Source organism: Methanomicrobiales archaeon, from assembly GCA_030019205.1.
GTDB lineage: Archaea > Halobacteriota > Methanomicrobia > Methanomicrobiales > JACTUA01 > JASEFH01.
In genome coordinates this window covers 121,141-145,531 of record JASEFH010000003.1, presented here as the reverse complement: position 1 = coordinate 145,531, position 24,391 = coordinate 121,141, and the positions used below count along the sequence as shown (strand labels likewise).

The 24,391-nt window shown below is 64.8% G+C and carries 21 protein-coding genes; 8 read left to right on the top strand and 13 right to left on the bottom strand.

Going from position 1 to position 24,391, the window contains the following annotated elements; all coding sequences use genetic code 11:
* Nucleotides 1–607 precede the first annotated feature (607 nt).
* Nucleotides 608–919, bottom strand: coding sequence for a hypothetical protein (locus QMC96_03305; protein ID MDI6875783.1), 312 nt, complete (start codon nucleotides 917–919; stop codon nucleotides 608–610).
* 277 nt (nucleotides 920–1,196) lie between these two features.
* On the opposite strand from QMC96_03305, the gene QMC96_03300 reads away from it, so the two are divergent.
* Nucleotides 1,197–1,331 carry a hypothetical protein gene (locus QMC96_03300; GenBank protein ID MDI6875782.1) on the top strand — a complete coding sequence of 45 codons (135 nt, stop codon included), beginning with the start codon at nucleotides 1,197–1,199 and terminating at the stop codon, nucleotides 1,329–1,331.
* A 305-nt stretch (nucleotides 1,332–1,636) separates the two neighbouring features.
* Here QMC96_03300 and QMC96_03295 read toward each other — a convergent pair whose 3' ends face one another.
* The gene (locus QMC96_03295; protein ID MDI6875781.1) at nucleotides 1,637–2,056 is read right to left on the bottom strand and encodes a pyridoxamine 5'-phosphate oxidase family protein; all 420 of its coding nucleotides are present in this window, start codon (nucleotides 2,054–2,056) and stop codon (nucleotides 1,637–1,639) included.
* A gap of 205 nt (nucleotides 2,057–2,261) precedes the next feature.
* Here QMC96_03295 and QMC96_03290 point away from each other — a divergent pair, with 205 nt between their 5' ends.
* Nucleotides 2,262–2,399, top strand: a complete 138-nt coding sequence (locus QMC96_03290; protein ID MDI6875780.1) for a hypothetical protein — start codon at nucleotides 2,262–2,264, stop codon at nucleotides 2,397–2,399.
* 1,245 nt (nucleotides 2,400–3,644) lie between these two features.
* Here QMC96_03290 and QMC96_03285 read toward each other — a convergent pair.
* On the bottom strand, nucleotides 3,645–4,115 hold the full coding sequence (locus QMC96_03285; GenBank protein ID MDI6875779.1) for a hypothetical protein: 471 nt from the start codon (nucleotides 4,113–4,115) through the stop codon (nucleotides 3,645–3,647).
* A 1,241-nt stretch (nucleotides 4,116–5,356) separates the two neighbouring features.
* Here QMC96_03285 and QMC96_03280 point away from each other — a divergent pair.
* Together QMC96_03280 and QMC96_03275 are read left to right on the top strand one after the other, a co-directional pair.
* Complete coding sequence (locus QMC96_03280; protein ID MDI6875778.1) at nucleotides 5,357–5,509, top strand: hypothetical protein; 153 nt, start codon at nucleotides 5,357–5,359, stop codon at nucleotides 5,507–5,509.
* Nucleotides 5,510–5,753: 244 nt separating this feature from the next.
* Nucleotides 5,754–7,745 carry a PAS domain S-box protein gene (locus QMC96_03275; GenBank protein MDI6875777.1) on the top strand — a complete coding sequence of 664 codons (1,992 nt, stop codon included), beginning with the start codon at nucleotides 5,754–5,756 and terminating at the stop codon, nucleotides 7,743–7,745.
* 215 nt (nucleotides 7,746–7,960) lie between these two features.
* On the opposite strand, the gene QMC96_03270 is transcribed toward QMC96_03275, so the two are convergent.
* A complete protein-coding gene (locus tag QMC96_03270; protein ID MDI6875776.1) occupies nucleotides 7,961–8,218 on the bottom strand; it encodes a hypothetical protein in 258 nt (85 codons plus the stop codon).
* A 611-nt stretch (nucleotides 8,219–8,829) separates the two neighbouring features.
* On the bottom strand, nucleotides 8,830–9,009 hold the full coding sequence (locus QMC96_03265) for a hypothetical protein (GenBank protein MDI6875775.1): 180 nt from the start codon (nucleotides 9,007–9,009) through the stop codon (nucleotides 8,830–8,832).
* 881 nt (nucleotides 9,010–9,890) lie between these two features.
* On the opposite strand from QMC96_03265, the gene QMC96_03260 reads away from it, so the two are divergent.
* A complete protein-coding gene (locus QMC96_03260) occupies nucleotides 9,891–10,175 on the top strand; it encodes a hypothetical protein (GenBank protein ID MDI6875774.1) in 285 nt (94 codons plus the stop codon).
* 2,026 nt (nucleotides 10,176–12,201) lie between these two features.
* Here the strand turns inward: QMC96_03260 and QMC96_03255 are convergent.
* Complete coding sequence (locus QMC96_03255; GenBank protein MDI6875773.1) at nucleotides 12,202–12,420, bottom strand: DUF3006 family protein; 219 nt, start codon at nucleotides 12,418–12,420, stop codon at nucleotides 12,202–12,204.
* Nucleotides 12,421–13,497: a ComEC/Rec2 family competence protein gene (locus QMC96_03250; protein ID MDI6875772.1), complete on the bottom strand. Its 1,077-nt coding sequence runs from the start codon at nucleotides 13,495–13,497 to the stop codon at nucleotides 12,421–12,423.
* A 117-nt stretch (nucleotides 13,498–13,614) separates the two neighbouring features.
* Here QMC96_03250 and QMC96_03245 point away from each other — a divergent pair, with 117 nt between their 5' ends.
* Complete coding sequence (locus QMC96_03245) at nucleotides 13,615–13,776, top strand: hypothetical protein (GenBank protein MDI6875771.1); 162 nt, start codon at nucleotides 13,615–13,617, stop codon at nucleotides 13,774–13,776.
* 612 nt (nucleotides 13,777–14,388) lie between these two features.
* Here QMC96_03245 and QMC96_03240 read toward each other — a convergent pair.
* From QMC96_03240 to ilvD, 4 genes are all read right to left on the bottom strand, one after another.
* Nucleotides 14,389–14,862 carry an Hsp20/alpha crystallin family protein gene (locus QMC96_03240; protein ID MDI6875770.1) on the bottom strand — a complete coding sequence of 158 codons (474 nt, stop codon included), beginning with the start codon at nucleotides 14,860–14,862 and terminating at the stop codon, nucleotides 14,389–14,391.
* 21 nt (nucleotides 14,863–14,883) lie between these two features.
* Nucleotides 14,884–15,576, bottom strand: coding sequence for a BON domain-containing protein (locus QMC96_03235; GenBank protein ID MDI6875769.1), 693 nt, complete (start codon nucleotides 15,574–15,576; stop codon nucleotides 14,884–14,886).
* A gap of 533 nt (nucleotides 15,577–16,109) precedes the next feature.
* Complete coding sequence (thsA, locus tag QMC96_03230; protein MDI6875768.1) at nucleotides 16,110–17,738, bottom strand: thermosome subunit alpha; 1,629 nt, start codon at nucleotides 17,736–17,738, stop codon at nucleotides 16,110–16,112.
* A gap of 825 nt (nucleotides 17,739–18,563) precedes the next feature.
* Nucleotides 18,564–20,207: a dihydroxy-acid dehydratase gene (ilvD, locus tag QMC96_03225; GenBank protein ID MDI6875767.1), complete on the bottom strand. Its 1,644-nt coding sequence runs from the start codon at nucleotides 20,205–20,207 to the stop codon at nucleotides 18,564–18,566.
* Between the two features lie 1,128 nt (nucleotides 20,208–21,335).
* Between ilvD and QMC96_03220 the strand changes: the two genes are divergently transcribed.
* Together QMC96_03220 and QMC96_03215 are read left to right on the top strand one after the other, a co-directional pair.
* Nucleotides 21,336–21,845 (top strand): nitrophenyl compound nitroreductase subunit ArsF family protein, encoded by a 510-nt coding sequence (locus QMC96_03220; GenBank protein MDI6875766.1) that lies wholly within the window; start codon nucleotides 21,336–21,338, stop codon nucleotides 21,843–21,845.
* A 1-nt stretch (nucleotide 21,846) separates the two neighbouring features.
* Entirely contained in the window at nucleotides 21,847–22,572 is a 726-nt protein-coding gene (locus QMC96_03215; GenBank protein ID MDI6875765.1) for an aromatic aminobenezylarsenical efflux permease ArsG family transporter, read from the top strand.
* Between the two features lie 137 nt (nucleotides 22,573–22,709).
* Here QMC96_03215 and QMC96_03210 read toward each other — a convergent pair whose 3' ends face one another.
* Together QMC96_03210 and QMC96_03205 are read right to left on the bottom strand one after the other, a co-directional pair.
* Nucleotides 22,710–23,465: an ABC transporter permease gene (locus QMC96_03210; protein ID MDI6875764.1), complete on the bottom strand. Its 756-nt coding sequence runs from the start codon at nucleotides 23,463–23,465 to the stop codon at nucleotides 22,710–22,712.
* Nucleotides 23,462–24,391, bottom strand: coding sequence for an ATP-binding cassette domain-containing protein (locus QMC96_03205; GenBank protein MDI6875763.1), 930 nt, complete (start codon nucleotides 24,389–24,391; stop codon nucleotides 23,462–23,464). Before QMC96_03205 ends, QMC96_03210 begins: the two co-directional genes overlap by 4 nt.

The following is a 24,391-nucleotide window of genomic DNA, read 5'->3' as shown; positions in this document are numbered from 1 at the left end:
CGCTTCCTTCGTCGGAGCGATTCCCCCTCGCCCCCCGATCGTCGTCTGTGCGCAGGCACTCGGCAGGAAGGTAGGCGGGATGCCGGTACAACCCCCGTGACGCGGGGCGTGCCGAACGAGACGCATACCATGTATTCTGGCCCGGTAAGAAGGGGCGGGGCCGCCGCCACAGCCAATCCGCAGTCCGCTGTGCATCCCGGCCGTTGCGGTCGTGCCGCGGCCGCGCTCCCGGGTCCCGCATGCATGCGAACCACGGATTACCGAGGGTGTTCGTTGTGAGGTTCGCCGTGCTGCCCGATCTCCTGACCGAAGACGCCGGAAGGGATCCCGCAACATCCACCCGTTCCCGACTCCCGCCGTCTCGAACGCGTGCTGATAGTTCTTCCCGGGAAGCGTGCGGCAGCAGCATCTCTGCCACCTGAATGCCCTCCCTCTTCTCCACGTCCCGGAACCGACTGGAGACGATGTCCTGCCGTTCAAGCCTGCCATGATCGGTATCGAAGACGGGAAGCGAAAAATTGGGTGCTTCGCCGAAGTGCTCGCGCAATCAGCCCCCGCGGCCCTGCAACGGATCAGCGTACCGCAGGTGCGTCTCCCCTCCGAGTTCTCAGGGGACGAGGATCCGTCCGACATTCGGCACTGATGGATCCTCGATGCGTTCGCTCTCCCGGTACGCCTTCGCAGGATCCTGCTCCGCCATCCCGACCGTCGCCTCAACGGAGATGGAGCGTCCGGGGCTGCGCCCTGTCGCCGTCTTGATCCGGCTCACCGTAGGGTCCGGCGGGATGATGCATCGCATTGAGCGTATATCGGATCTGACCGGGGCATCCAGGCAGGTCCGGGTGCTGTCTTTCGAGATCCACCACCCCGGGTGGACGATGAAGACGGCGACGATGACCGCCGCGATCCTGTCAGGCACCGGAATACTGTGCGACCAGGGAGAAGAGCGCGAGGGACGGGAAGAGCATATCGAACCGATGCGGTTTCCCGGCCGCAGCCAGGCCCGGAGAGTTTTTCCACTCCCCCACCGTCACCTCCCAGGTCCCGGTGAGGTGGCAGCGACAGCGGGAAGGAACCGTCCGCTATGGGGTCGGGCAGTGCCATCGCCGACGCCAGGGCTATCTCAATCGCGGTGAAGAAGATGGGGAGGGCGACGCCTCGACGATGCTCTCCGCCCTGCAGAGCCCATGGGGGAGATGCAGGCTCCTACTTGCGGAGAGGAGGGTGCCCGCGATCAGAGCGATGGAGACGTCCCAAAACCAGTGGATGCCGTCAGCCCGCAGGATCAGGCTGCCCTGGATGCGAGAGTCAACCTGGCGGCGACCCGCTGATGTTGACGGCAGGGGGAGCAGAGGGCGAACCGCAGAATGCTCTACGACGGCGCTCGATCGCCCACCGTCGTCCCTTCCTGCACGCCGGATCACCCCGTCGGGCGGTCTTTACCGCGACAGCAAAACCGTTCGGGCCCGCCGCTGCGGGGACCACCAGGAGAGGGGCTGCGATTCGTTGCCGGGGGAAGAGACGGGCTGGAGAACGATCGAGCCCGGGAAGGGGGCGCGATCCGCCAGGCTCGGAAGATATACCAGCCGGCACCCCTCACCCCTGGCGCAGAGGGCCGCTCAGGCAGCCCGGGTGTTCAGATGGACTGCTCCCACCCCTGCCCCATGTCGATGAGGGGGCGGACCTCGGTGACCTCGAACGTCACCGCCGCCTGGATCATCCGGGCTGCCTGATCGCCGATTGCCTTCGCGAGATTGCTCCGCAGCGCATCGAGCGACGGCCCGGAGGTGGCGATCTCCCTTGCTGTCAGGTAGACCCGGACCCCCTTCCAGTCGGCGATCCCCTGCCCCGGCTCCATGATCAGGAAGACGGCACGGGGATTCTCCTGGAGGTTGGCGAGCGTGCGGTTCTTCCCGAGCCCCATGACGACGGTCCTCTCGTCGACCATGCGCGGGGAGCCGAAGACCGCAGAATCGACCTTTCCATCCCGGCTGGCCGTGCTGAGCGTGCCTATCCGGGGCTGTTTATTGAAATAGTCCATCAGTTTCGACGCCATAATTACCTCTGCATACCCCTATTATCGCCGTACCTGTTAAAAAGGTGCCGCCTTCCCCGCTGATGAGGGGCAGCGGGGGGGGAACGGGCGGTCTGGAGGAGGAGGCAGAGGCAGGCCCTGCATGTCCGCAAATCCTGTCCGGGATCCCCGCGGTCCGCGGGGTGCGCCGGCAACGCCATGGCAGGCCCAGCTGGCAGTCGCGGGAATGGCAACTCCCATTGCCCGCAAGGTGCAGCCGCACCGCCAGGCCTCGCCGTTCGGGCGGTGGGCGGTGTCGTGCCAGCGGATCGCCCCCGGGTCGCTCGTCCGCCCGGAGAACGCGAGGGCGTTCTCGCGGGGATGATGGGATCCCGCAGGTCGTACGGGAACGGGAGCGCCGCCGGCGCGGGGCACGCGGGGGATCGGGCCGATCGGACCCATCCCGATGGCGCTCGAGAGATTCGGCGTTGCGATCGGGCATGCCGAGCATGGCAACACCTGCAAGACTCCCGCACCCGCCTCCCGATCCTGCTCCGGACCCCGCCCACGAGGGCTCCGATGCTGCAGCCGACGGGCCCGAGCCGGCCCGGATCCGCGTTGTGGCGTGCGGCAAGCAGGTCGGCCCCCCGCCGGATCGCGATCACCGTCGCCACGTGCTCCCGCGCGGCCCGACCCGGATCCGCGAGCGCCATCCCCCGACCTGCGCCCGCCCCCCGGGGAGGCTGAACGAAGAGGACGGAGGCATGGGTTCCCGCACCCTCCGGCACGATGAGAGTCGGCGTCCGCCTTCCGCTGCAGGGTCGCCGCATACGCCGGATCGTGAATGGAGAGGCCCTCTCATCCCTCGAAGTCCCTCCCTTTCATCGCGGCCGAAAATCGCTCCGTGCGGGGGGTGCCGGGCTCCACGGCAGCGTCAATCGCCATTCTGCAATCGAACACCGGCGGGGCTTTTCCGTTCCCGCCGCGGGGAATCTGCGGGGGCGTGCCGCGTCGAGGGGCCTGCAGATGTCGTCGCTGCCGGTGGAACTGCAGATGCGCTCCCCATCCGGGGCGCTGACGCCTCTGAATTCCCTGAAACGACCGGATTCAGGCATATTAACCGATCACAGGAAGCAGAACGCCCCATCACAATAACCAATGCAAAATCAGACTCCGATGGCAAATCAAGCCATGAAATATCGTGCGCTCCACTGGAAGAAAAGGGGTATAATAACATTCTGTATTTTTCCGATTGGCTGCAGAAGCAACGTATCACGATGAAACCGGAAATCCTCCCATCACGGGGCGCTCTCCGTATGCAGCGGCGAGTCCGAGGCCATGCGCTGACACATTCGGGATATCCGTCATCCTGCGTGAAAACGGGACTTCTGCAGACATAGTTTCGGAAGAGTCTGTGGCGGCAATACGGGCAGGGGGGGACCGCTGTGCTGGCGTACGTCACAACAGAAATAGGTTTCGGAAATGCTGCTCCGTCCCCTTTCGCACGTCCTTGCCCCTATACCCGTTCCTTCGACCCTTCCGCGACAGACCCGGCGCGTCAGGGCGGATGGATGGAATCGGTCCATCCGGTGCAGGGGTTCCGGAGATCGCCGCGATCCCCTGCTCTCGCCTACCGCCCTCCCTCGAAACACCGGCGGAATCGCTCGACCAGGTCGGCGATCTGCTTCTCGCGCTGCCCGCGCCAGATGACGATCCCCGTCGCGCAGACGGTCGCGCCTCGGGACTCGCAGACCTGCCGCATCCGCGCGATCGCCTGATTTCCGCCGGTTCCGGCAAAAGGCAGGCCCTTTGTAACGAAGCAGGCGACCGTCTTCCCCTGGAGCGAGGGGATCTGCGACAGGTAGGTGTCCATCCCCTTCGAGAGGGCGAACCCGTGGACGGGAGCGCCGAAGACCAGTCCCTCGTAAGCGCCCGCATCCGGCGGATCCACGATCCCCACGTTCCTGTCCTGCGGCTTTCCGGTCAGTTTCAGCCGTTTTGTTTCCGCCGTGTGCCCCGCAGCCCGCAGCCCCTCCTGAAGCTGCCGGGCAACCGCGAGAGTGTTGCCCGTCTCCGAGTGCACAATGATGCCAATCTTCATCCCCACTCACCCCCTTGTTCTCCCCGCCAGCGCCGAAACGCCGCCGGCTCTTCTGACCGTCGTACCGGTATCGTGCATGCATGGATTCTCCCCTCATGCTATTACAATGCTACTGTTCCTGAAACGACCGCATCCGACCGGGGAGTGCTCGCCGTTGCCTCCGGCACGCCTGCCCTGTGCATCGGAGTGACCTGGTGCACAGCGGCGGCAGGCATCCGCGTCATCCGGGACCGATCCGAGGATCCGCCAGCACGGGTGCTGGAACATCCCGATGCACCGCATTTTCAATTGAAAACTTCGAGCAGCCGGAAGGCCCGGTGAGCATGATCGAACCTGCGACGCCCGACGCATGGTTCAGGCATTCCGTTCGGATCCTCTGCCGGGGCGGAGGATCGAGAGCGTCCATGCCGCTGCATCCAGCCCCCGGCGCGGGCGATCGGCCGCCGCGGGAGATCTGCGTCGCCCGGATCCGTAAGCGGTGGCAGGAATGGATCCCGGGGTGCGTGCCACGGAAGGCGGATATTCCGGTTCACGTTGCCTGGCCACCGGGATCCGGAAGCAGCTGCGAAATTGGAGCCGGATGCGCAACACCGGCAGGGGCAGGCGCGGCCCATTTTCGAGCTGCACATGCACCTATCCAGCGCCCCGATCATCGCCTGCCTCCGCAGGGTCCGCCGGTTCACTCCGTGGCCTCTATCCGATCCGCGGGCGATATCGCGGAGCAACGTGCGGATGGCGCAGGAGTGCGGCGAAGACTCCGCCGCAGCCAACATGCTCGTCGGCTACCCGCCTCCCGTCCGGGCTGAACAGGAGATCCCCGGGGCGATCGTGATCGGAATAGCGCTTGGATACGCCGATATGAACCGTCCGGACAACCAGGTGCGGAGTCCGGGACGGCCGCTCTCCGAGGTTGCGCACGGACAGCAAGAACCCCGGGGCAGGATCTCGCCATCGGGGAGGGGATCCGCTATCCGGCCGGTGTCATTCTGCGGCTCTTTGCCGCACAACCGCCGGGTGAAACTATCTCAACATCTTCGGGCGGGACATCACCGAGCGCAAGCGTGCGGAAAAAGACCTGCAGACGAAAAACGAAGCCCTTGCGATGGCATACGAGAAGCAGAAGACCATCCAGGAGGAGCTGAAGCAGTCCAAAGACAGACTCACAAAGAGCCAGAGGGAACCGGAGGAGACCGGCCTGTGCCTGGAGAATCCTATCGGATATGCAAACGCCCCCTTCCATCGTGTGGGACCCATCCCCCAGAGTTCACGTCTCGGCCCGTCGCCGGGACGGGATGGTGCAGTTCTCGGTGCAGGACAACGGGATCGGGATCGATCCGCGGTACTCAGAGAGGATCTTTGCGATCTTCCAGCGGCTGCACGGGCAGGAGCCGTAACGAGGGCACCGGGATCGGTCGAGCGCTCTGCAAACGGATCGTGGAGCGGCACAGGGGTAAAATCTGGGTCGAGTCGGAGCCGGGGAAGGGCTCGACCTTCTGCTTCACCCTAACGGCGGTCTAACCGTCCTATCCAGCCCGGGGGGCAAACGGCAGGGCGACTCTGCGACTGCAGGGATCCATTTATCTTCCGGGAACGCAAGGATCCGCACCACCGAGTTCAGGGAAGTGCAGATGGCAGATCATGACTTCGGCTCCCCATCCCGATGCAGAACGGCAGGATTCACCCTGCGATTCGCCGCAGAAGCGACCTCCTGATACGGCATGCGCCGATTGGGCGGCGGATCCCTGCCGCGCGGATTCCGGAGCGGGCGAAGAGGGGCTGCGGGAGCACCGCCTGAGGGCGCTCGTGGATAAGTCCTCGGACACCATCCTCCTCCTGGACGGGCGGGGGACCATCCTGTTCGCGAGTGCTGCCGTCGAACAGATCGGAGTCTTCCGCGCGAAGACGCTCGTCGGCAGGAGCGCGTTTGAGCTGGTGCAGCCAGAGTTCGTCCCGCAGGTGCGGGAGGCATTCTCCTTCCTGCTGCGGCATCCCGGGGATAGCAGAACGATCGAGCTGACCTTCCCCGGCCCGAAAGGCGACCAGCGGATCGAGGCGATCGCCACCAACCTGCTGGAGGATCCTGGCGTGCGGGGTGTCGTCGTCAACATCCGCGACATCACGGAGCGGAAGCGGATGGAGGAGGCCCTGCGGCAGAGCGAGGAGTTCCTGAACGATGTCTTCCACAGCATCCAGGACGGGATCAGCATCCTGGATCGCGATCTCACCATCGTGCGGGTGAACCGCGCCATGGAGGAGTGGTACTCCCGTGCCATGCCGATCGTGGGAAAGAAGTGCTTCGCGGTCTACCAGGGGCGGGATCGGCCCTGCCTGAACTGCCCCACGCTCCAGACCCTGGCGACCGGCGAGCCCGGGCATGCCGAAGTCCCCCGCCCGGGCCCCGGCGGGGAGGTGGAGGGCTGGATGGATCTCTTCACCTTCCCCCTCATCGACGACCGCACCGGGGAGTTCCGGGGGATCATCGAGTACGTGCGGGACATCACGGAGCGGAAACGGGCCGAGGAGCGGCTGATGGCGAGCGAGGAGAAGTACCGCCGCCTCTTCGACGAGGATATCACCGGCAACTTCGAAACGAGCCTTGACGGGCGAATCCTGGACTGCAACCCGGCCTTCGCGGCGATGTTCGGGTTTGCATCGGTGGAGGAGGCGAAGGGATCGAGCGTCCTCGATCTCTACATCAGCCCCCGGGACCGGGAGGAGGTGCTCGCCCGCCTGCAGAAGGAGAGGCGGATCTTCAACGAGGGGAGGATGCGGCGGCGGCGCGACGGGACCCGCATCCACGTTGTGGAGAATATTATCGGCATCTTCGACGAGAAAGGTGCCCTCGCGGGGGCCAAAGGCTATATCATCGACGATACCGAGCGCCACCGCGCGGAGGAGGGTCTGCGGCGTTCCATGATCAGCCTCAAGCGGTCCAACGAGGATCTGGAACGGTTCGCCTACGTCTCCAGCCACGACCTGCAGGAGCCGCTCCGTACCATCGTGACCTTCTCCCAGCTGCTGGAGCGGCGGTATAAGGGGCAGATGGGCCCGGAGGCCGACGAGTTCATCGGCTTCATCGTGGACGCCGGCAAACGGATGCAGGCGCTGATCAACGACCTGCTGGAGTTCTCGCGGGTGGCCACGCGCGGCGGCCCGCCAGCCGAGACCGAGAGCGAGGCGGTGTTGGAGCACGCCCTCGCCGCCCTCGCCTCGACGATCGCGGAAAGCGGCGCGGCGATCAGCCATGGCCCCCTGCCCGCGGTGCTGGCGGACCCGACGCAGCTCCAGCAGATCTTTGCGAACCTGATCAGCAACGCGATCAAGTTCCGGCGGGAGGGCGTGCCGCCGGATATCCGGATCTCCGCCCGATGGGATGACGTGATGTGGGAATTCGCAGTGGCGGACAACGGGATCGGGATCGAGCCGCAGTACCAGGAGAAGATCTTCGTCATCTTCCAGCGGCTGCATGGGCGGGAGAAGTATCCCGGCACCGGCATCGGGCTTGCCATTGTGAAACGGATCGTGGAACGGCACGGCGGGCGCGTCTGGGTCGAGTCGGAGCCGGGGAAGGGCTCGACCTTCTACTTCACGCTGCCGGCCGCCCGGGAGCCCGCCCCGGAGAAGGAATGAACTCTGCGACGCCCCGCATTGCTGCATTCAGCATTCCCGTCCCGGCACAGCTGCATCGACGCACTTCCCGTCGCACTGTCAGCCCAACGCGCGGGACAGGGCGGGGAGACGGTCGATCGCCCCTCCGACGCCTCGTGCCAGGCAGGGAATCCCGAGGAGCATGTGCCATTCCCCCCTCCGGCAAAGGCCCCCTGTAAAAAGGAGATCGTCCGGCCCTACCATTTGACCTGAACGGCCTCTTCCAGGGGCATCGCCGGTGCGATATGGGCCACCCCGTACTTGCTGAACGGCCCTGTGATCTTGAGGAGAGACTCCTCGTCCGGTGCCTCAAAGATGGCGACAGACATATGCCTCCCGATCAGGAGGTACCGCTCCCGCACCTTCACTTCACCCGGGTATCTGTATTCTCTCCAGAGCCTGTGCACCTCCTGGGCATGCTCGGGGTCGAATTTGTACCACAGAACGAATAACATGCTTTTCCACCTCGTGCCGATATCCTGCCCCGCTCGGAATGCACAGGGCTTTCCGCACTCTGCATGCAGCCGAGCCGGAGCAGGGGTGAACGATGCGCATCGGTGTATATATACCCACCCATCACGGGTATTCCGCCCCGCCTCCAGCCACGGAGAGCGTGCTGGAGCGTCTTTGGCCACCGGACGATACGACTCTCCTGCAGCCGGGCTCTCTGTATCGGACAGCGAGAGCTGACAGTCCCCGGGGTCGAGAGCGAGCGGCCGCCGTTACTGCAGATGCAGTGGAGGAGCTCGCGGTCAAAGGCCTGCAGCAGCGGACCGGGCTCCAGCGCAATTAGGTGCGACGGATCCTGCAGGGATGATCCGGGATGCCGGGGGACGGCAAAATCCAGGCCGAACGGAATTCCTGCAGTAAAGTTCCGGTTCGCCGCCAGCGCCCCCGACGGGAGGGGATCCGGATGCTGCCGCCCCAACGAGCCCGGCGGAGATGGGCACGCAGCGCAGACGAGGGGCTTCGCTGCAGATCCTGGCGGATCCGACCCGGGGCTGCGGCAGAATCCCACAAGGGACGGAAATCCCGAATGGATCGCTCTCCCACCGCAGAAGCCCGTTCAGCCGGGTCCGGGATCCTCGAAGCGGTAAAAGTAGCACTCCCCCCACCCCCGCTTCTTGCCCGGGCCCAGTTCCCGCAGCCGGGCGTCGGCGTGCTCCTCGCAGACGGTGGAGGCGCAGCAGCCGAAGATCTGGATCCCGATCGCCGCTCTCCCGCAGACATCACAGATCTGGTCCATCTCCCTCCTCTCCATGGTTCGGTCTCCATCGCAGTTTCCGGCGCGCGCTGCCCGGTGGTTTACCCCGGCCAGAGGCCGCCGCGAGGTTCTGCGAACCAATCCGAGGCGGCGGGGGGCGGCCGGGAGGCATTATCGGAGTTCCTGCCGGGATCGCGCTCCTCTCTCGGCAGTCGATCTCGATGTTGATGCGATTCTTCCTCACCGTGATGTTTTCACCCCCTTCGAGGGCGTGCTGGATGCCATCGACGGTGCCTTCGGCCCCGGCCTCCCTGCGAATCTGATCGGCTCCTTCGCGCGAGCAGAACCTTCTCTCCCTCTTTCGGGCGGTACCCCAGGGCGGTCGGCCTGCCGACATGCTCCGGGCAGCGCTGCGATCGGAGATCTTTCCGGAGAGACTATCCGCCCCGCTCTTAATAATACCTGCAGATTCGGCGATGGCGTCGTATCTCTCGCCTGGCGATCCCCCGATCGCCCCTCCTTTTCCCTCCCCCCGTCACTCTCTTCGGAGGGGCAGCCATCAGAGCACCTGCAGGGGGATGGCGTGGCATTCGTCGCGGCTCCGTTGACGCCGGCATGTGAACGGAGCGGTGCCGCGGGGAATATCCGCGGGCGGGCGTGGCAGAGGAGATCGGCGGACCATCCCGGGTGCGATCCCTGGACCATCGGCCTCTGCCCGAGCAGGCATGCTCCTGGCAGCATTCGATTCTCCGGCAGACTGCAGACCTCGATCCCGGCGGATACCCGTATCGGCGGATGCCGGAGGGAATCCCTTTCGATAGCCCCGGAGGCGATTTCGGAACATATCGAAAAGGGGAGGGGCGGAACGAAGAAAAGAGAAGGTATTTAGAGCGGAATTTCATGAAGATCCGGATGGTGATAGCATGTGGTTTGAACTGCTGATACTCATCATCGGTATCGCTTACGGCTACTTCAGCGCCGGCAAGCAGGACCTCTGGGGCATCCTGAAACAGGGGGCGATCATCGGCATCGTCCTGGGTGTCATCTTCGGCCTGATTGCAGCGTTCCTCGCTCCGGAAGGATTCAGCCTGGCTGCTGGCATCGGCGGACTGGTCGGCACGGTCATCGGGATCATCATTCTGGTGATCATCTTCATCGTGGGCGTCTTCCTGGGCGACATCATCGAAGGCGCCATCAAGAAGAGATAACTCCGGAAGCACCTTCCATATCCCCCTTTTTCTTCGCCCCTATCGCGGACGAGCCGGGATACCGGGCAACTTGATGCCATCTGCGATACTGCCGCTCGCTCGAAGGACCATCGTGCCGCCGGGCATCCCGCCGCTCCTGCAGAGCGCTTTAGTCCTCATGGCAAGGGATTGACGACGCCATTGCACCGCAGGGAATGATATCGAATGCCATGTTACCGGACAGCAGAATGCGGCACTGCTTGCGCTGTCGAAATTCTCATCGGGAGCATGGTGAGGATTCTCTGAAATTCTCCGCGGAGGGCGTCGCTCCTCCTGCCTCCTTCGTTCGATGGAGAGCCTTCTCCCCGGCATTCATCGTCCGGGCCTGTCGCACGATTCCCCTCTCCCCGGAGAGGGCAGCTCCCGCAGGGCTGCGAGGGGGATCGTCGATGGGGTATCCGCGGGATCGGTGCAGAAATACCCGGAGAGGTTCTGCAGAGCCGAACTGCATCCACTCTCCCGGATGCCGTGTACGGATGGGCGTATACACGAATCCCGGCAGCAGTCCAGCGGGAACATGCTGCCCGCCATGCCGCTGGACGCCGACGCTTCCTGCCGCGCTGAGGCATTCAGGGCATGCCGGTGCACCATGCAGTTGCCTTCGCAAGAGAATCCGCAGGGGGATTTGGCGTCCGCACGGAGGGGGCTTGGTTCTCGAATACCAGCCGAACGCTGTCTCCCGACCAGACTTCGTCGCGCTCGAAGTTCGCGCTGCCGGCGAACACGTCGGCAGTGCCGTTGTTTTTCCGGTACTACCCGGGATCCGAGACGGTTCCGTCGGGCAGCCCTAGGGAGTGGATCGCCGTCTGCGCGCAGCCGCTCGAGAGAAGCAGGGCAACGAGTGCGACAACGAGAGGAGCAACGCGAATCTTTCTCTCCCTACTGCTCAAAGTTTCAGAATAGATCCTCGATCTCTTTTGAATTCAACGGCAGGCCGTCAGGAATACTGCAGTGTAAAAATACTGTAGGATCTGGCGATTCGCTCACCGGGTGCCGGGGGTCGGGTTCGGCCCCCGGCATCGCCACCCGCAGCCGGGCATTGCTCTGCAGTCGATCCAGCAGGGCGGAGCTGGACCTGCCGCGGACGTCGGTCCCCGACATGCGGATGGACTCCGCGGATTCGGAGTCGGGGGTGGACCTGAAGGACGGTCAGGCATGCAGGCCCTCCCGACGCCACAAGGGCGCCCCGGGCGGCTTTCTCCCGCGGACAACCCATTTCCGTGCAAGAAGCCCTGCTCTTCCGCTGCGAGGGCCCGGCTGCAGCTGAACATACGCTGCATCCCGTTCCTCACGGAACCAGGCTGGATGATGTCTGCCATAATCCATGTAGTGGGTGCGGGCAATTCTGACGGGGTTCTCCCGGAGACCGCCGGGGGGTTGCCGCGAGGGGCAGCAGGATCGCGCGAACCCCTGCATGCCGCTCCTGCGAGGGGGGTTGGGGGCGGCACAGTCATGGCGAATTTCCGGAGCGGTCCGGGGGTGCAGGATCCCGATGACCCGGACGGGCGAGGGGCATTGCCTGTCAGCGATCACCCCCCCGAGCGGCTCGGCATCGCAAACCACGATCCGGATTCCGAGGACCCCGAAGGACATCCAGGCCCGGGAGCATGATACGCTACGGAACCCTGTCTTCCCGAAGATTCCCCCTTCTGTAACCCTTCGAGAGGGGGCACCGCCCGATGCCGGGGATTGCCCTCGCAGGCACTGCCGGTCCGTCCCGATGTCCGGCGTCATGCGCCTGCACTCCCGGTGCCTCCCTGCCGTTTCTGCGGCAGGCGCATCCGCATATACGCAGCAGCTGCGCCGCCACCATGTCTCCCGTTCATCGTCCCCGAATCGAATGCAGCAGGTCGGTTGCGAAGATCCTGCCCTGCGCTCCGGGAGATGGGAACGCACGGGCTCCACGCGGACACGACCGTCCCGGGAATCCTCCTGATTCGCTCCCAGGGGACCGAAACATGATATGCCGGACAGGGATGAGCGCTCCCTACTCCCTGTCTTTCATCTTCAGCCCATCGATCAGTGCAGATACCCGTTCCCGGGCCTCCTCCGTCGCCTTCTCATCCTTTGTGACGAGGATATCCAGGATGTCGCCCTCCCGCAGCGGCGGCAGCAGCCGCAGGGGAATGAGGAACTGGACCGATTCGTCCCCCCTCACCAGGAGAACCGCCAGGTCGCCCTCGATCCGGTCCACCGTGACCTTCATTCAGCACGCCTCCCCCGGCGATTCGCAGACTTCTCCATCGCTATCACTATCAAGTTGATGCATGTCGCCTTTCCCCAGCGGCAGGCAATAGTCATGGCAGGCCTGTGCCTGCGGCCGGCACGAAAAATCGCTGCAGTCGAAGCGGTCCGCAGTGCAGTCGCATGCGGTCGCCCATGAGGATGCCGGCGTGGCTGCCAGCACCGTACCGGAGCGTTCCGTCTCGATCCGATAGGTGCGGCCGTCCGAAATGACCGATATCGTTCCGTCCTGATCGGTGCGGTAAATCGCCGATCCCGTCTGCTCGAGCCGTCGGATCGTCTCCGCCGCGGGATGGCCGAAGGGATTGCCGCTCCCCACGGAGATGATGCTCACCTCGGGAGTCACCCTGCCGAGGAACGCCTCCGATGTGGAGGATGCACTCCCGTGGTGCGCCACCTTGAGGATCTCCGAGTCGATCGCCTCGTCCGCGATCTCCCGCTCGACCGCACTCTCAGCATCGCCCATCAGGAGGACGTCCACCGCCCCGTACGACACCCGCAGCACGACCGAGTTCTCGTTCGTCCCGTCGTGGAACGTCTCCGGGGGATTGAGCACGGCGACCCGCACGGCGGGATCCCAGGCGAGAGTATCGCCGCGGGTCGGGGTCCGGTAGGGGATATCCAGACGGTCGATCGTGGCCAGCATATTCTCGTAGGTTCCGGTGGTATGGGGATACCCCGCATCGACGAACTGGCGCACGGGAACGGCCTCGAGTACCGGCACCATGCCGCCGATGTGGTCGGCATCGGGATGCGTGGCCACCGCGACGTCCAGGGATTTGAAACCGTACGCGTTCAGGTATGCCAGCACCTCGGGGGCGGATCCTATCGAGCCGGCATCGACCAGCATCGTTCTTCCCGCGGGAGACCGCAGCAGGATAGCATCGCCCTGGCCCACGTCGAGGACGTGCACCGTGAGGTTGCCGGATGGTGCCGGGAGGGTGTCGGGAGAGGGGGTTTTAGGCGGGGCATCCTGGCATCCGCCCGAGAGGACGAGGAGGATGCCCACTAGGATCGCGATCCTGTACCACGTCTGCATCGGAGGTCCAGGGGACGTCTCCCCCTGAAATACTTTGGCTTCCCGGGGCGGAGGACGGATCACTTTCGCACCTCCCGTTCTCAAGGTTCAAATGACCGTCCCGGCCACCTCCCATGCATGCAGGATCACATCCAGGTGACGTGCCACCGCTGCGGCTACACCTGGACGTACATGGGGTATAAGGCGGGGCTCGTCGGCAGGGTTCGGAACACCATCCGCATCCAGTGCCGGCGGTGCAGGACATCGACGATTCTGATCCGGGGAAGCCGGAAGCGGTAGCGGCAGTCCCCCCGCTCGGGGCTGCTGGTGCCCAATCCTCCTCCCGCGTCCGGCCGATGCGCTCCTGTAGTCTGCCGGGCGCGGATGCCGCCCGGCATTCCCCCGTCTGCTGCACGCGCTCGCGCCATGCCTTCGGGAGGTTCGGTGAGCCTGCCGCACCGGAAGAATCGGCCGCGCTTCGGAGGACTCCGGCGGGGTGCGCACACGGTATCGTCCGGGAACGGGACGGCGGAATCTTGGACGGCCGCGGGGCGGGCCGATAGCGGCAGCGGCCTCATGCGGGCGTGTGAGTCTGTGCAGGGTGACCGGCGTCGTCCCTCTTCTCCAGGCGCCCCCATGAACGGAACGGCCACAGGACCGGCTGCGGATACCCCGGCATGCGAGGCTGCCGCCGGAGAGCGCGCGATACGGATCGACGGGAGCGTCATGCCCGTGATGCTGGTCTGCAGGTCGCGTTCGGTTTGCCCCGGGATTCGAATGCAGAAAATACGGCGCAGATCCGTGAAGGCCGCCGATGGATCGGATATCGTGCGATCATCCGGGCGGGATGGAACAGGTGGCGGGAGTGCCGAGCGCGGCCACCGCAGGAAGAGATGGGAAAGGCCCATCCGCCTACTCGATGGGGATCTCCTTTCCCCGCGCCTCCGCCGTCTTCTTAAGGCGCACCTCGAGCACGCCGTTCTTGAAGCTGGTCGATACTCCCTGCTCCGTGACATCGGCGGGCAGGAAGACGGTCCGCGACATCGCCCCGTAGGTGCGCTCGCGCAGGTAGTAGCCCTCTCTCTCCTCCTCCCGTTCTCTCCGGCGTTCGGTGGAGATCAGCAGCGTCCTCGGATCCAGGAGCCGCACGTGGATGTCCTGCTTCTCGGCGCCGGGTAGATCGGCCGCCACGATGACCTCGTCCTCGTGCTCCCGCACGTCGACTGTGATCTCGGCCCCCCGCGCGATCGGGAACAGCTGTCGCGTCTCAGGTCCGGGCAGGACCCGTCCAAACCCGCGCAGCATCTCGTCGAAGCGCCTCTGCATGTCGTTCATCATCGCCTCATAATCCCGCCAGAACTCCGATGGCGGTCCTCTCCAAGCCATATCTCTTATCCCTCCTCGTTCTCAACAGACCGCTTCCGCTCTCTCTCCGGGCGGGCGGATGACAAGATTGTCGATGACGTCCACGACCCCCCGGGTGAAATCGGCCGCATTGACCGCTGCAGTGCGGGCAGCCTGGGTAGGAACCGAACCGGAGAGCGTCACCACGCCGTCCGAGACGTTGATCGTCACATCCTCGATGTTCACGTTGCGGTTCCGCTCGATGGCAGCGCGGACGTCATCGGCGATCGTCTTGTCGGCGATGCTCATGGTGGGGACAACGGTGAGCTTGTTCACGATGTCGCACACCCCCCGGGCCCGGCAGGCGATCCTCTCCGCCTCGCCCCGCTTCCAGAACTCGTCCACGGACCCCTCCAGCGTGACCGTGGCGTTCTTCACCGAGACCCGGATGTCCGTCGTATCCAGATCCGGATCCTCGGCAAAGGCCCGCACCACCGACTGCTTGATGTCCTCGTCGCTTAAAAAGGTCACGGTCGGCGGAGGCCTGACGGTGATGTTGTTCTCCACCCAGATGACCCCATCGACGTTCCAGGCATCCCACGTCGCCCGCGTGCGGGCGGTATAACTGGGGACGGTGCCGCTGAGCGTCACGCGGCCGTTATCGACGGTCACCTGTACTTTCGATGCATCCACTCTCGTATCCCAGTAGAGCTCGTCGACGATCTTCTTCTTGATCTCCTCATCCGAAAGTGCCACGGGTCATCACTCCATTGTCATCTGCCGTGATGCCGGCATCTCCTGTTGGATAGAAATTATAAATATGTTTTTAGGGCTCCGGGGGAGACCCGAAGAACGGCGCCCCGGATGGCGCTGCGAAGGGGAGATGGCCCTGGCACCTGGCGGCAGTCTTCCCTGCACCGTTCCCTCACAGTCCGATCCGCGTCGAGACCGCCCTCTCGCGGGCGGCGGCGGTGCGTCCTGCCGTCTGCGATCCCGGCAGTCACCCGGAGCGCCGCGCCATCGCGGGCCATCCGGTCCCCGGCGGTCACGATGCGGACCCGGCAGCCGGAAGGGAGGGCAGGACATCGACCCGCACGATCGGGACGGCATCGTTGCCCGAACCGCGGGCGGAGGGCGGCGACAGAGGGCGCCCGCCCCCGTGCGAAAGCGGCGGCGAGGGCGGATCGTGAAAAGGGAGGGAGGCCGTCCCCCTCCACGCCCTCGGATCGTGCGCCCACGCAGAATCCGTCAGCGCCGAGAGGCCCGAACGGTCAAAAAGAGGAGGAGCCCTAGAATTCGTCCATGCCGCCGGCGCCTCCCGGCGGCATGCCGGACGGTTCGGGGGCTTTCGAAGAGGCGATGACGTCGTCGATCCGCAGGATCATGACTGCCGCCTCGCTGGCACTCGCGAGCGCCTGGGTCTTGACCCGCAGGGGCTCGACGACGCCGCCCTTGGCCATGTCCATCGGCTTTGCGTCGAAGACGTTGATGCCGGCCGTCTTCTCCCCCTTCTCATGGGCGGCGCGGAGCGCGGCGATCATGTCGATCGCGTTGAGCCCCGCATTTTCGGCCAGCGTGCGGGGGACGATCTCCATCGCATCGCCGAAGGCACGGATCGCCAGCTGCGCCCTCCCGCCGAATTGGGTGGCGTACTCGCGGAGGCGGAGCGCCAGCTCCACCTCGGGCGCCCCTCCCCCGGCGACGATCTTCCTGTCCTCGATGACGACCCCCACGACCCGAATTGCGTCGTGGATGGCCCGCTCCATCTCGTCGACGACATGCTCGGTGCCGCCGCGGACGATCAGGGAGACGGCCTTCGGATTCCTGCACTTCTCGACGAAGATCATCTCCTCCCCGCTCAGCTCCCGCTCCTCGACGAGCCCGGCGTATCCGAGATCCTCTCTCTCGATTGCATCGATGCTGTTAACGATGGCAGCGCCCGTCGCCCGGGCGAGTTTCTCCATGTCGCTCTTCTTGACCCGTCGGACGGCAAGAATGCCAGCCTTGGCGAGGAAGTGCTGGGCCATGTCGTCGATACCCTTCTGGCAGAAGACGACGTTGGCGCCGCTCTGAACGATCCTGTCCACCATGGCGCGGATCATCCGCTCCTCCTCGTCCAGGAACGCCTGGATCTGCTGAGGGCTGGTAATCTTGATCTCGGCGTTCGTGTCCGTCTTGCGGTACTCGATCGCCGCGTTGAGGAGGAGGATATTTGCCTCCTCCAGCCGCTCCGGCATCTGGGGGTGGGTGCGCTCCTTGTCGATCACCATTCCCTCCACGAGGCAGGAGTCATCGACGGCGCCTCCGACTCTCTTGTCCACCTTCACATTCTCGGTGTCGACGGTGCCGTCCTCGTCCGCAACGGCCATGACCGCCTTCACCACCAGACCGACGAGGTGGTCGCTCGATGCCTCGGCGCTCTTGCCGGTCAGGGCAGTGCGGGCGATCTTCTCGAGGGTCGCGCGGTCGGTGGGCTGGACGGGGATCGCGATGGCGTTCAGGATCTCCTCCGCCTTCTCGGCGGCCAGGCGGTAACCCTCGGCGATCACGGTCGGGTGGACCTCCATGTCGAGCAGGACTTCGGCCCCCTTGAGGAGCTCGCCCGCGAGCACGACCGCGGTCGTGGTGCCGTCCCCAGCCTCTTCGTCCTGGGTCTTGGCGATCTCGACCATCAGCTTCGCCGCCGGGTGCTCGATATCCATCTCCTTGAGGATGGTGGCTCCGTCGTTCGTGATCGTGATGTCCCCGATGGAGTCGATGAGCATCTTGTCCATCCCCCGGGGCCCGAGCGTGGTTCGCACGGTGTTCGCGATGGCACGGGCTGCTGCAAAGTTCATCCCCTGGGCGTCCCGACCCCTGGTGCGGGTGCTGCCCTCCTTCAGGATGAGGATTGGTTGTCCGGCTAACTGGTATGACATGGAAAATCAACCTCTGCAGGAGAAAACTAGGTTTGTTGTTCTATATAAGTGTAAGGGATTTTGGTCGCAGTGCGTCTCCCGTAGATGACCCCTCCCGGAAGCCGGATGCGTGGCGGTTGCCGGGGGGGGCGCATCGATACCCCCTTCGAAACCGGCAAATCGTCGATCGACGGTTCGGCTGCGCCCGCGGGACTCGGGAGGCCTGCAGGGAGCGTTCCCCTGCGGGGTTCATGGGGAAGAGGATGCCTGCACGACGGATCTCGTAGATCTCGAGCCTGACTCCCCGCGAGGGAACAGGAATGAATGGGAAAGGACACGGTTCAGGGAGATTCCGCAGGGAGATCGGCCATGACGGCTGCAGAGTGAAGGTCGTTTTGTTTCACAGGGAGATGCTCGAGGCTTCGTTGACGGCAATCCATTCCCGGGAGGGGCAAGTCGCAAGGAGCCGCTGGATCCGGGTGCGGGACAGGATTTGCGACGGACAGCACCGGCAAACAGTACTCCCGTCCCTCGCCCAATGCACGGATGCGTTTACTCTTCAGGCGTGCAGGAAACCATGGGGTTTTCAGGCCATCCAGAGTATACGAATGACCGGCCCTCCCGCGTGTTCGCAACCCCCGAGCGCCTGAGGGCAGTATCCGGGAGAGCGATGCGGGCGGCACCCCCGCAGGACGACCACACCCCCGAGAGCCGAGTGCGAAGGGAGGAATCGTCGGGCGGCTGCCCTCACGAATGCCGCGATGGGGGATGCGGACAGGTGGACGCTGCCGCCGAAAACGGAGAGCAAGGGGGGGATGTTCACCGAAAAGGTGACGGATGTCCGCGTCACCGCAGGACCGCGCCCCGGTCCGCCTGCTCCACGCGGTCCGCGTACCGCTCGAGGAGACCGGGAATCTCGCGGGGCGGACGGACATACCGCTTCCTCCGCTGCTCGAGCTCGGGGGGAGGGACCAGCAGGTTGATCGCCTTTGTGTCCAGATCGATCTCGATCCGATCGCCGTTCTCCACGAGCCCGATCGGCCCTCCTGCCGCCGCCTCGGGGGCCACGTGCCCGATGCAGGGGCCGCGGGTGCCGCCCGAGAACCGCCCGTCGGTGACCAGCGCGACCCGGGTGTATCCCAGCCCCATGATGGCGGAGGTGGGGGAGAGCATCTCGGGCATACCCGGACCTCCCCGGGGGCCCTCGTACCGGATCACGATCACCTCGCCCTCCTGCACCTCCCTTGCCAGGATCGCCCGCATCGCCGCGTCTTCGCCGTCGAACACGCGAGCGGGGCCGCTGTGGTGCCACATGGAGGGATCGACGGCGATGCACTTGACCACCGCGCCGCGGGGCGCCAGCGTGCCGCGGAGGATCTTGAGTCCGCCGGCGGCATGGACGGGATCGGCCAGGGGTCGGATGACGGACTCGTTCTTCACGCGGGCCCGGGCGGCGATATCGGTGATCCGCTCGCCGGAGACGGTCGCGGCCGGATGCAGCATCGGCAGGAGACGGGCGAGCACTGCCGGGATCCCCCCGGCGCGGTGCAGATCGAGCATCGAGAACGGGCCCGCGGGCTGCATGTTGCAGATGTGGGGCGTGGCGTCGGCGATCGCGTCGAATGTCTCCAGATCGAGGGGAGCGCCCGCCGACTCGGCGAGAGCCATCAGGTGGAGCACGGTGTTAGACGAACCCCCGAGGGCCATGTCCACGCGGATGGCGTTCTCGAGGCTCTCGCGGGTGATAATATCGCGCGGGCGGACACCCTCGCGCACGAGCGCCATCGCGCGTTCTCCCGTCTCCTTGGCAATCCGCAGTTTATCCGCATCGACGGCGGGAATGGCGGCGCAGCCGGGGAGCGACATGCCCAGCGCCTCGGTCATGCACGCCATGGTATTCGCCGTGTAGAGCCCCTGGCAGGAGCCGCAGCCGGGCATCGCGCTGCACTCCAGTTCGTGGAGGAGATCGTCGTCGATGACGCCCGCCGCGGCTTTGCCCACCGCCTCGAAGACGTCGATGAGCGATAGATCCCGCCCGCCCAGGGAGCCCGGAAGCATGGGCCCGCCGGTGAGCAGGATGGCAGGGATGTTCACCCGGGCCGCCGCCATCAGCATACCCGGCACGATCTTGTCGCAGGTGCCCACGCAGACCAGCCCGTCGAAGCGGTGCGACTGCACCATCAGTTCGATGGAATCCGCGATGTTCTCGCGGGAAGGGAGGGAGTAGCGCATCCCCTCGTGCCCCATGGCGATCCCGTCGCAGATCCCGATCACCCCGAACTCGAAGGGCACCCCGCCGCCGGCCGAGATGCCTTCCCGCACCTTCCGGGCCAGCGCCCGCAGGTGCACGTGGCCGGGGACGATATCGTTCCAGGCGTTCGCGATCCCGATGAAGGGGCGGTCCATGTCCCGATCCGTGACGCCGAGGGCGCGGAGCAGCGCCCGGTGGGGAGCGCGGGGGTAGCCCCTCTTGATCTCGTCGCTGCGCATCGTTGTCATCGGCTTGAGTTCGGCGGGCGGAGTAAATAAGGGCGACGGTTTCAGGCTGGCGCAGGGTGAGATGCAGATGGCCAGGATCCCCGATTATCGGGATATCGTTCGGTACAAAGACCCTGGGGGGAATCGTCTGCACGCGATCCCTCTCGGGGTGCTCATGCCGGTGGAGGAGGCACCCTGGGGGGAGGAGACGGCTGCAGGATCGCCATGTCGGGGCGAGATTCTCCCTGGACGGTGGGAGCACCAGAAGGTGCAGTGCACCCAAATACTGCCCGCAACACCGACGTTGGGGGATCTCACAGAAGCGAGAGCGTGGATGCCCCGCGGACCGAAGATTACCGGACCGGGGAGGACGACGCCACTCCTCCTCCCGGGGGCCGTAGACGGGTGCGACTTCTCGCTCACCGGCTCGCGTCGCGGACTCGCCATCGTTTCTTCGGGTTTTTCCTGTGCCCCGGATACCCCCGCTGCCCTCGTGTCGTGGCGGCTGTATAGTCTCCCCGCTCGCATCCCCACGTCTTCGCTTGGGAATGCTCGCGGTTACTTGTTGCCACTGTGCGAGGGGGTGCTTTCGATCGCTTCCGGCTCGAGCCGGCTGCGTTTGCGCATGCAACAACAAACACGGATGGCGGGACTTTTCCTGGAGAACCCCTCCTGCTCTGGAGCCACATGAACCCGATATCCTTAATAATCAAAGGTTCAAATATATTTGAACCGTGTTGCAGGACTCGCTGTTCGCCTGCAGACGCCATGTAACCGGGAGGGATCCGGGGAACTCGCTTGTCCGCCGGACAGGAGGGACAATCCCTCCAGATCCCGAAGGGCGAACGATGCACACCAGACAGGGAAACGGAGTGGATAAGAGATCGTGCAGTGCACCCTCTGCGGCGCCACGGGTACGCAGTTCTTGAAGGCCCGGCATACCCGGCTGGGTATCGTCTACCTCCCCACTTCCTGCACGAAAATGGAGCGGGAACGCCTCCACCCGGTGCGCGGAGAGGGTCATGTGCATGCGGGGGATCTCTGATGGATTCGAGGGGCCGCACCCCGTGCACCAAAGCAGTTGCCCTTCCCCCCTGATTGGGCATCGCCAATTTCCCTACGATCATCAAGGTGGAGACGATGAACCAACGCCAAACACCCGCTGCATCCAGTCGTTGGATGGCATTCTGCGGGGGCATTCTTGCCGTCCTTCTCGTTGCAGCCCTTTTAACCGCCGGCTGCTCGGAGACGCGTTCCGGCCCCGAAAACGCCGGTGGCACGGATCGACTGCCGGCTGCCAACAGCAGCGTGAGCAGGATTGAAGTGTTTCACTTTCACCCGGCACACCCGTGCACCTCGTGCATCGTACTCGGCAACTATGCCGAGGAGACTGTCAGTACCTACTTCGCCGACGAACTGGCATCCGGGAAGATGGTCTTCGCCCACATCGACGGGCAACTGCCGGAGAACCGGGAGCTGGTGGAGAAGTACGGGGTGACGGGCTCGTCGCTCTGGATCGGCGTCTACGATGCGAACGGGTTCCACAAAGAGGAGAACATCAACGTCTGGTATCGGCTCAACGACAAACAGGGATTCATGAGGTACCTGAAGGGGATCCTGGAGAAGCGGCTGGCGGGGGACCTCTCGTAACATGGACCCGATGGGATTCATGGAGGCGATGGGCACGAGCGGCATCCCGCTCGTTGCTGCGTTCTTCATCGGCCTCATGATGACGATCAGCCCCTGCCCGCTCGCAACGAACATCGCTGCCATCGCCTTCATCTCGAAAAACCTGGATGAGGGGCGGCACACCGTTCTTGTCGGATCCGTGTACAGCCTGGGGCGGATGACGACCTATGTGGGGCTGGCGTCGCTCATCGTCTTCTTCGGCATCGGGGCGCAGGGTATCGCCCTCTTCCTGCAGCAGTACGGCGAGCGGTTGATCGGGCCGGCGCTCGTCCTGATCGGCATCTGGATGCTCGATCTCATTCCCATGCCGGAGCTGGGGGGAGGCGGGCGGCTGCAGCGGTGGAAAGAGCGGATCACGGGATCGCTGGCGCAGCGGGGATACCCGGGCAGTTTCCTCCTCGGGGTCTTCTTTGCCCTCTCCTTCTGCCCGTTCAGCGCCGTGCTCTTCTTCGGCATGCTCATCCCGCTCGCGATCCGCACCGGGGACGGCGTGGTCGTCCCGGCCGTCTTTGCCCTGGCAACCGCCCTTCCCGTCGTCATCTTCTCGGTCCTCCTCGCCTTCAGCGTCGGGCACCTGGGGAAGACGATGCGCAACGTGGAAGCGTTCGAGTACTGGATGCGGCAAGCCGTCGCCGTCATCTTTCTGGCCGTCGGCATTTACTATACGGCGATCATTTATTTTAATTGAAGGGAACTCGAAACCCGGCGTGGAAGCCACGGCTTCCGCTCTTTTTACTATCCCGCATGGATGAATGATACTCTACCCCTGTATGAGAATCCTATCCCGAGCCCCGGATCGGGAGTGGGGGCGGATCAGGAGGTGCGTCACATCCTCCGCGGCATCGTCCGCCGGTGCAGGAGCATCGTGACGGCGGTTAAGGCCAGCGTGAATGCGGCAAGCACGGCGATGTCGAGCAGCACCGGGAAGAAATTAGCGCCCATAAAGGAGTAGCGTGCAATGTCCGTGAAGTACGTGAGGGGGGAGCAGGCCGCGAGCGCCAGCCCCCAGGGCGGCAGCTGCTCCAGCGGGATGAAGATGCCCGAGATGAAGACCAGGGGGAACTTCAGGAGCGATGAGAGCATCATGATGTTGGAGGGCACGTTCGTGGGAGGCACGGCGAGCAGCATCCCGAGCGCCGAGAAGCAGCATGCAGCCAGGAGGATGGCTGCAATCAGGGTGATGCCGTGCAGGAGCGGAAGCCCGAGCGCCAGCCCGATACCGAGGGTGACCATTGTTATCCCGATGCCGAAGAGGACGGAGGCGATCATGTCCCCGAGGACGATCGCCTCGATGGTGACGGGGCAGGCGGCGAGGCGTTCCAGGGTCCGCGCCTGCCCCTCCCACGGGAAGATGGCCGGGGATACCGCGGTCGCGGTGAAAAAGAGCGTCATCCCCATCAGCCCGGAGAGGAGGAACGGCAGGGGAAGCTGCCGGCTCCCCATGAAGAATGCCAGGAAGAGGAAGACCGGCATGAAGATCCCGAAGATGAGCACGGGGCCCTTGATGTAATAGATGCGGATATCCTTCTTTGCAATCGCCCACGACCGCCGGACCTGCTCGGGAAACTCCGACGGATTCACGGCGATGCCTCCTGCGTCAGCCGGAGGAAGACCTCGTCGAGCGAAGGGGCGAGGGTGTTCAGGGTGACAATCGCCGCACCGTGCTGCCGGGCGAGATCCACGAGGGATTTTACGGCAGCATCCTGGTTCTCCGCCGTGATCCGCCACTTGTCCCCGGCCCGGCTCACGCTCAGCACACCGCCGAGGGCGGACAGGGCATCGCCGGAGACCTCCCGATCGAAGCTCACCTCGATCTGGTGCACGCGTTCGACCGCGGACTTCAGCCTCTCGGGAGCGTCGATGGCGACAATCTTCCCGGCCCGGATGATGCCGATGCGGTGGCAGAGGCGGTTCGCCTCCTCCATGTTGTGGGTGGTGAGAAAGATGGTGGTCCCGCCGGCATTCAGGTTCCGCAGCATCGAGAGGATCATCTGCGTGCTCTGCACGTCGAGCCCGCTCGTGGGTTCATCGAGAAAGAGAAGTTCCGGCTCGTGGAGGAGCGCCATCGCCAGGATCAGCCGCTGTTTCATGCCTTTCGAGTAGCCCTGCACCTTCTGGTCTCTTCTCTCCAGCAGCCCCAGGGTCTCGAGGAGATCCGATGCACGCTCCGTCGCACGGGAACGGGAAAGCCCGTAGAGCTCCCCCATCAGCATCAGGTTCTGCCAGGCGGTGAGGTCGGCGTAGGCATTCGACGTCTCGGGCACGATGCCGAACCGCTCCTTGGCGGGCACGGGTTCGGCCCGCATATCGTGCCCGAGGACGGTGACCCGCCCGGAGTCCATCGGGATGATGCCCGTGAGCATCCGCGTGGTCGTGGTCTTACCCGCACCGTTCGGCCCCAGGAAGCCGAAGATCTCTCCTCCCGGTACGGAAAACGAGATATGGTCGACGGCGATGGTGGCGCCGAAGACCTTGGTCAGGTCCTGCACAACAATGGCATCCGGCAT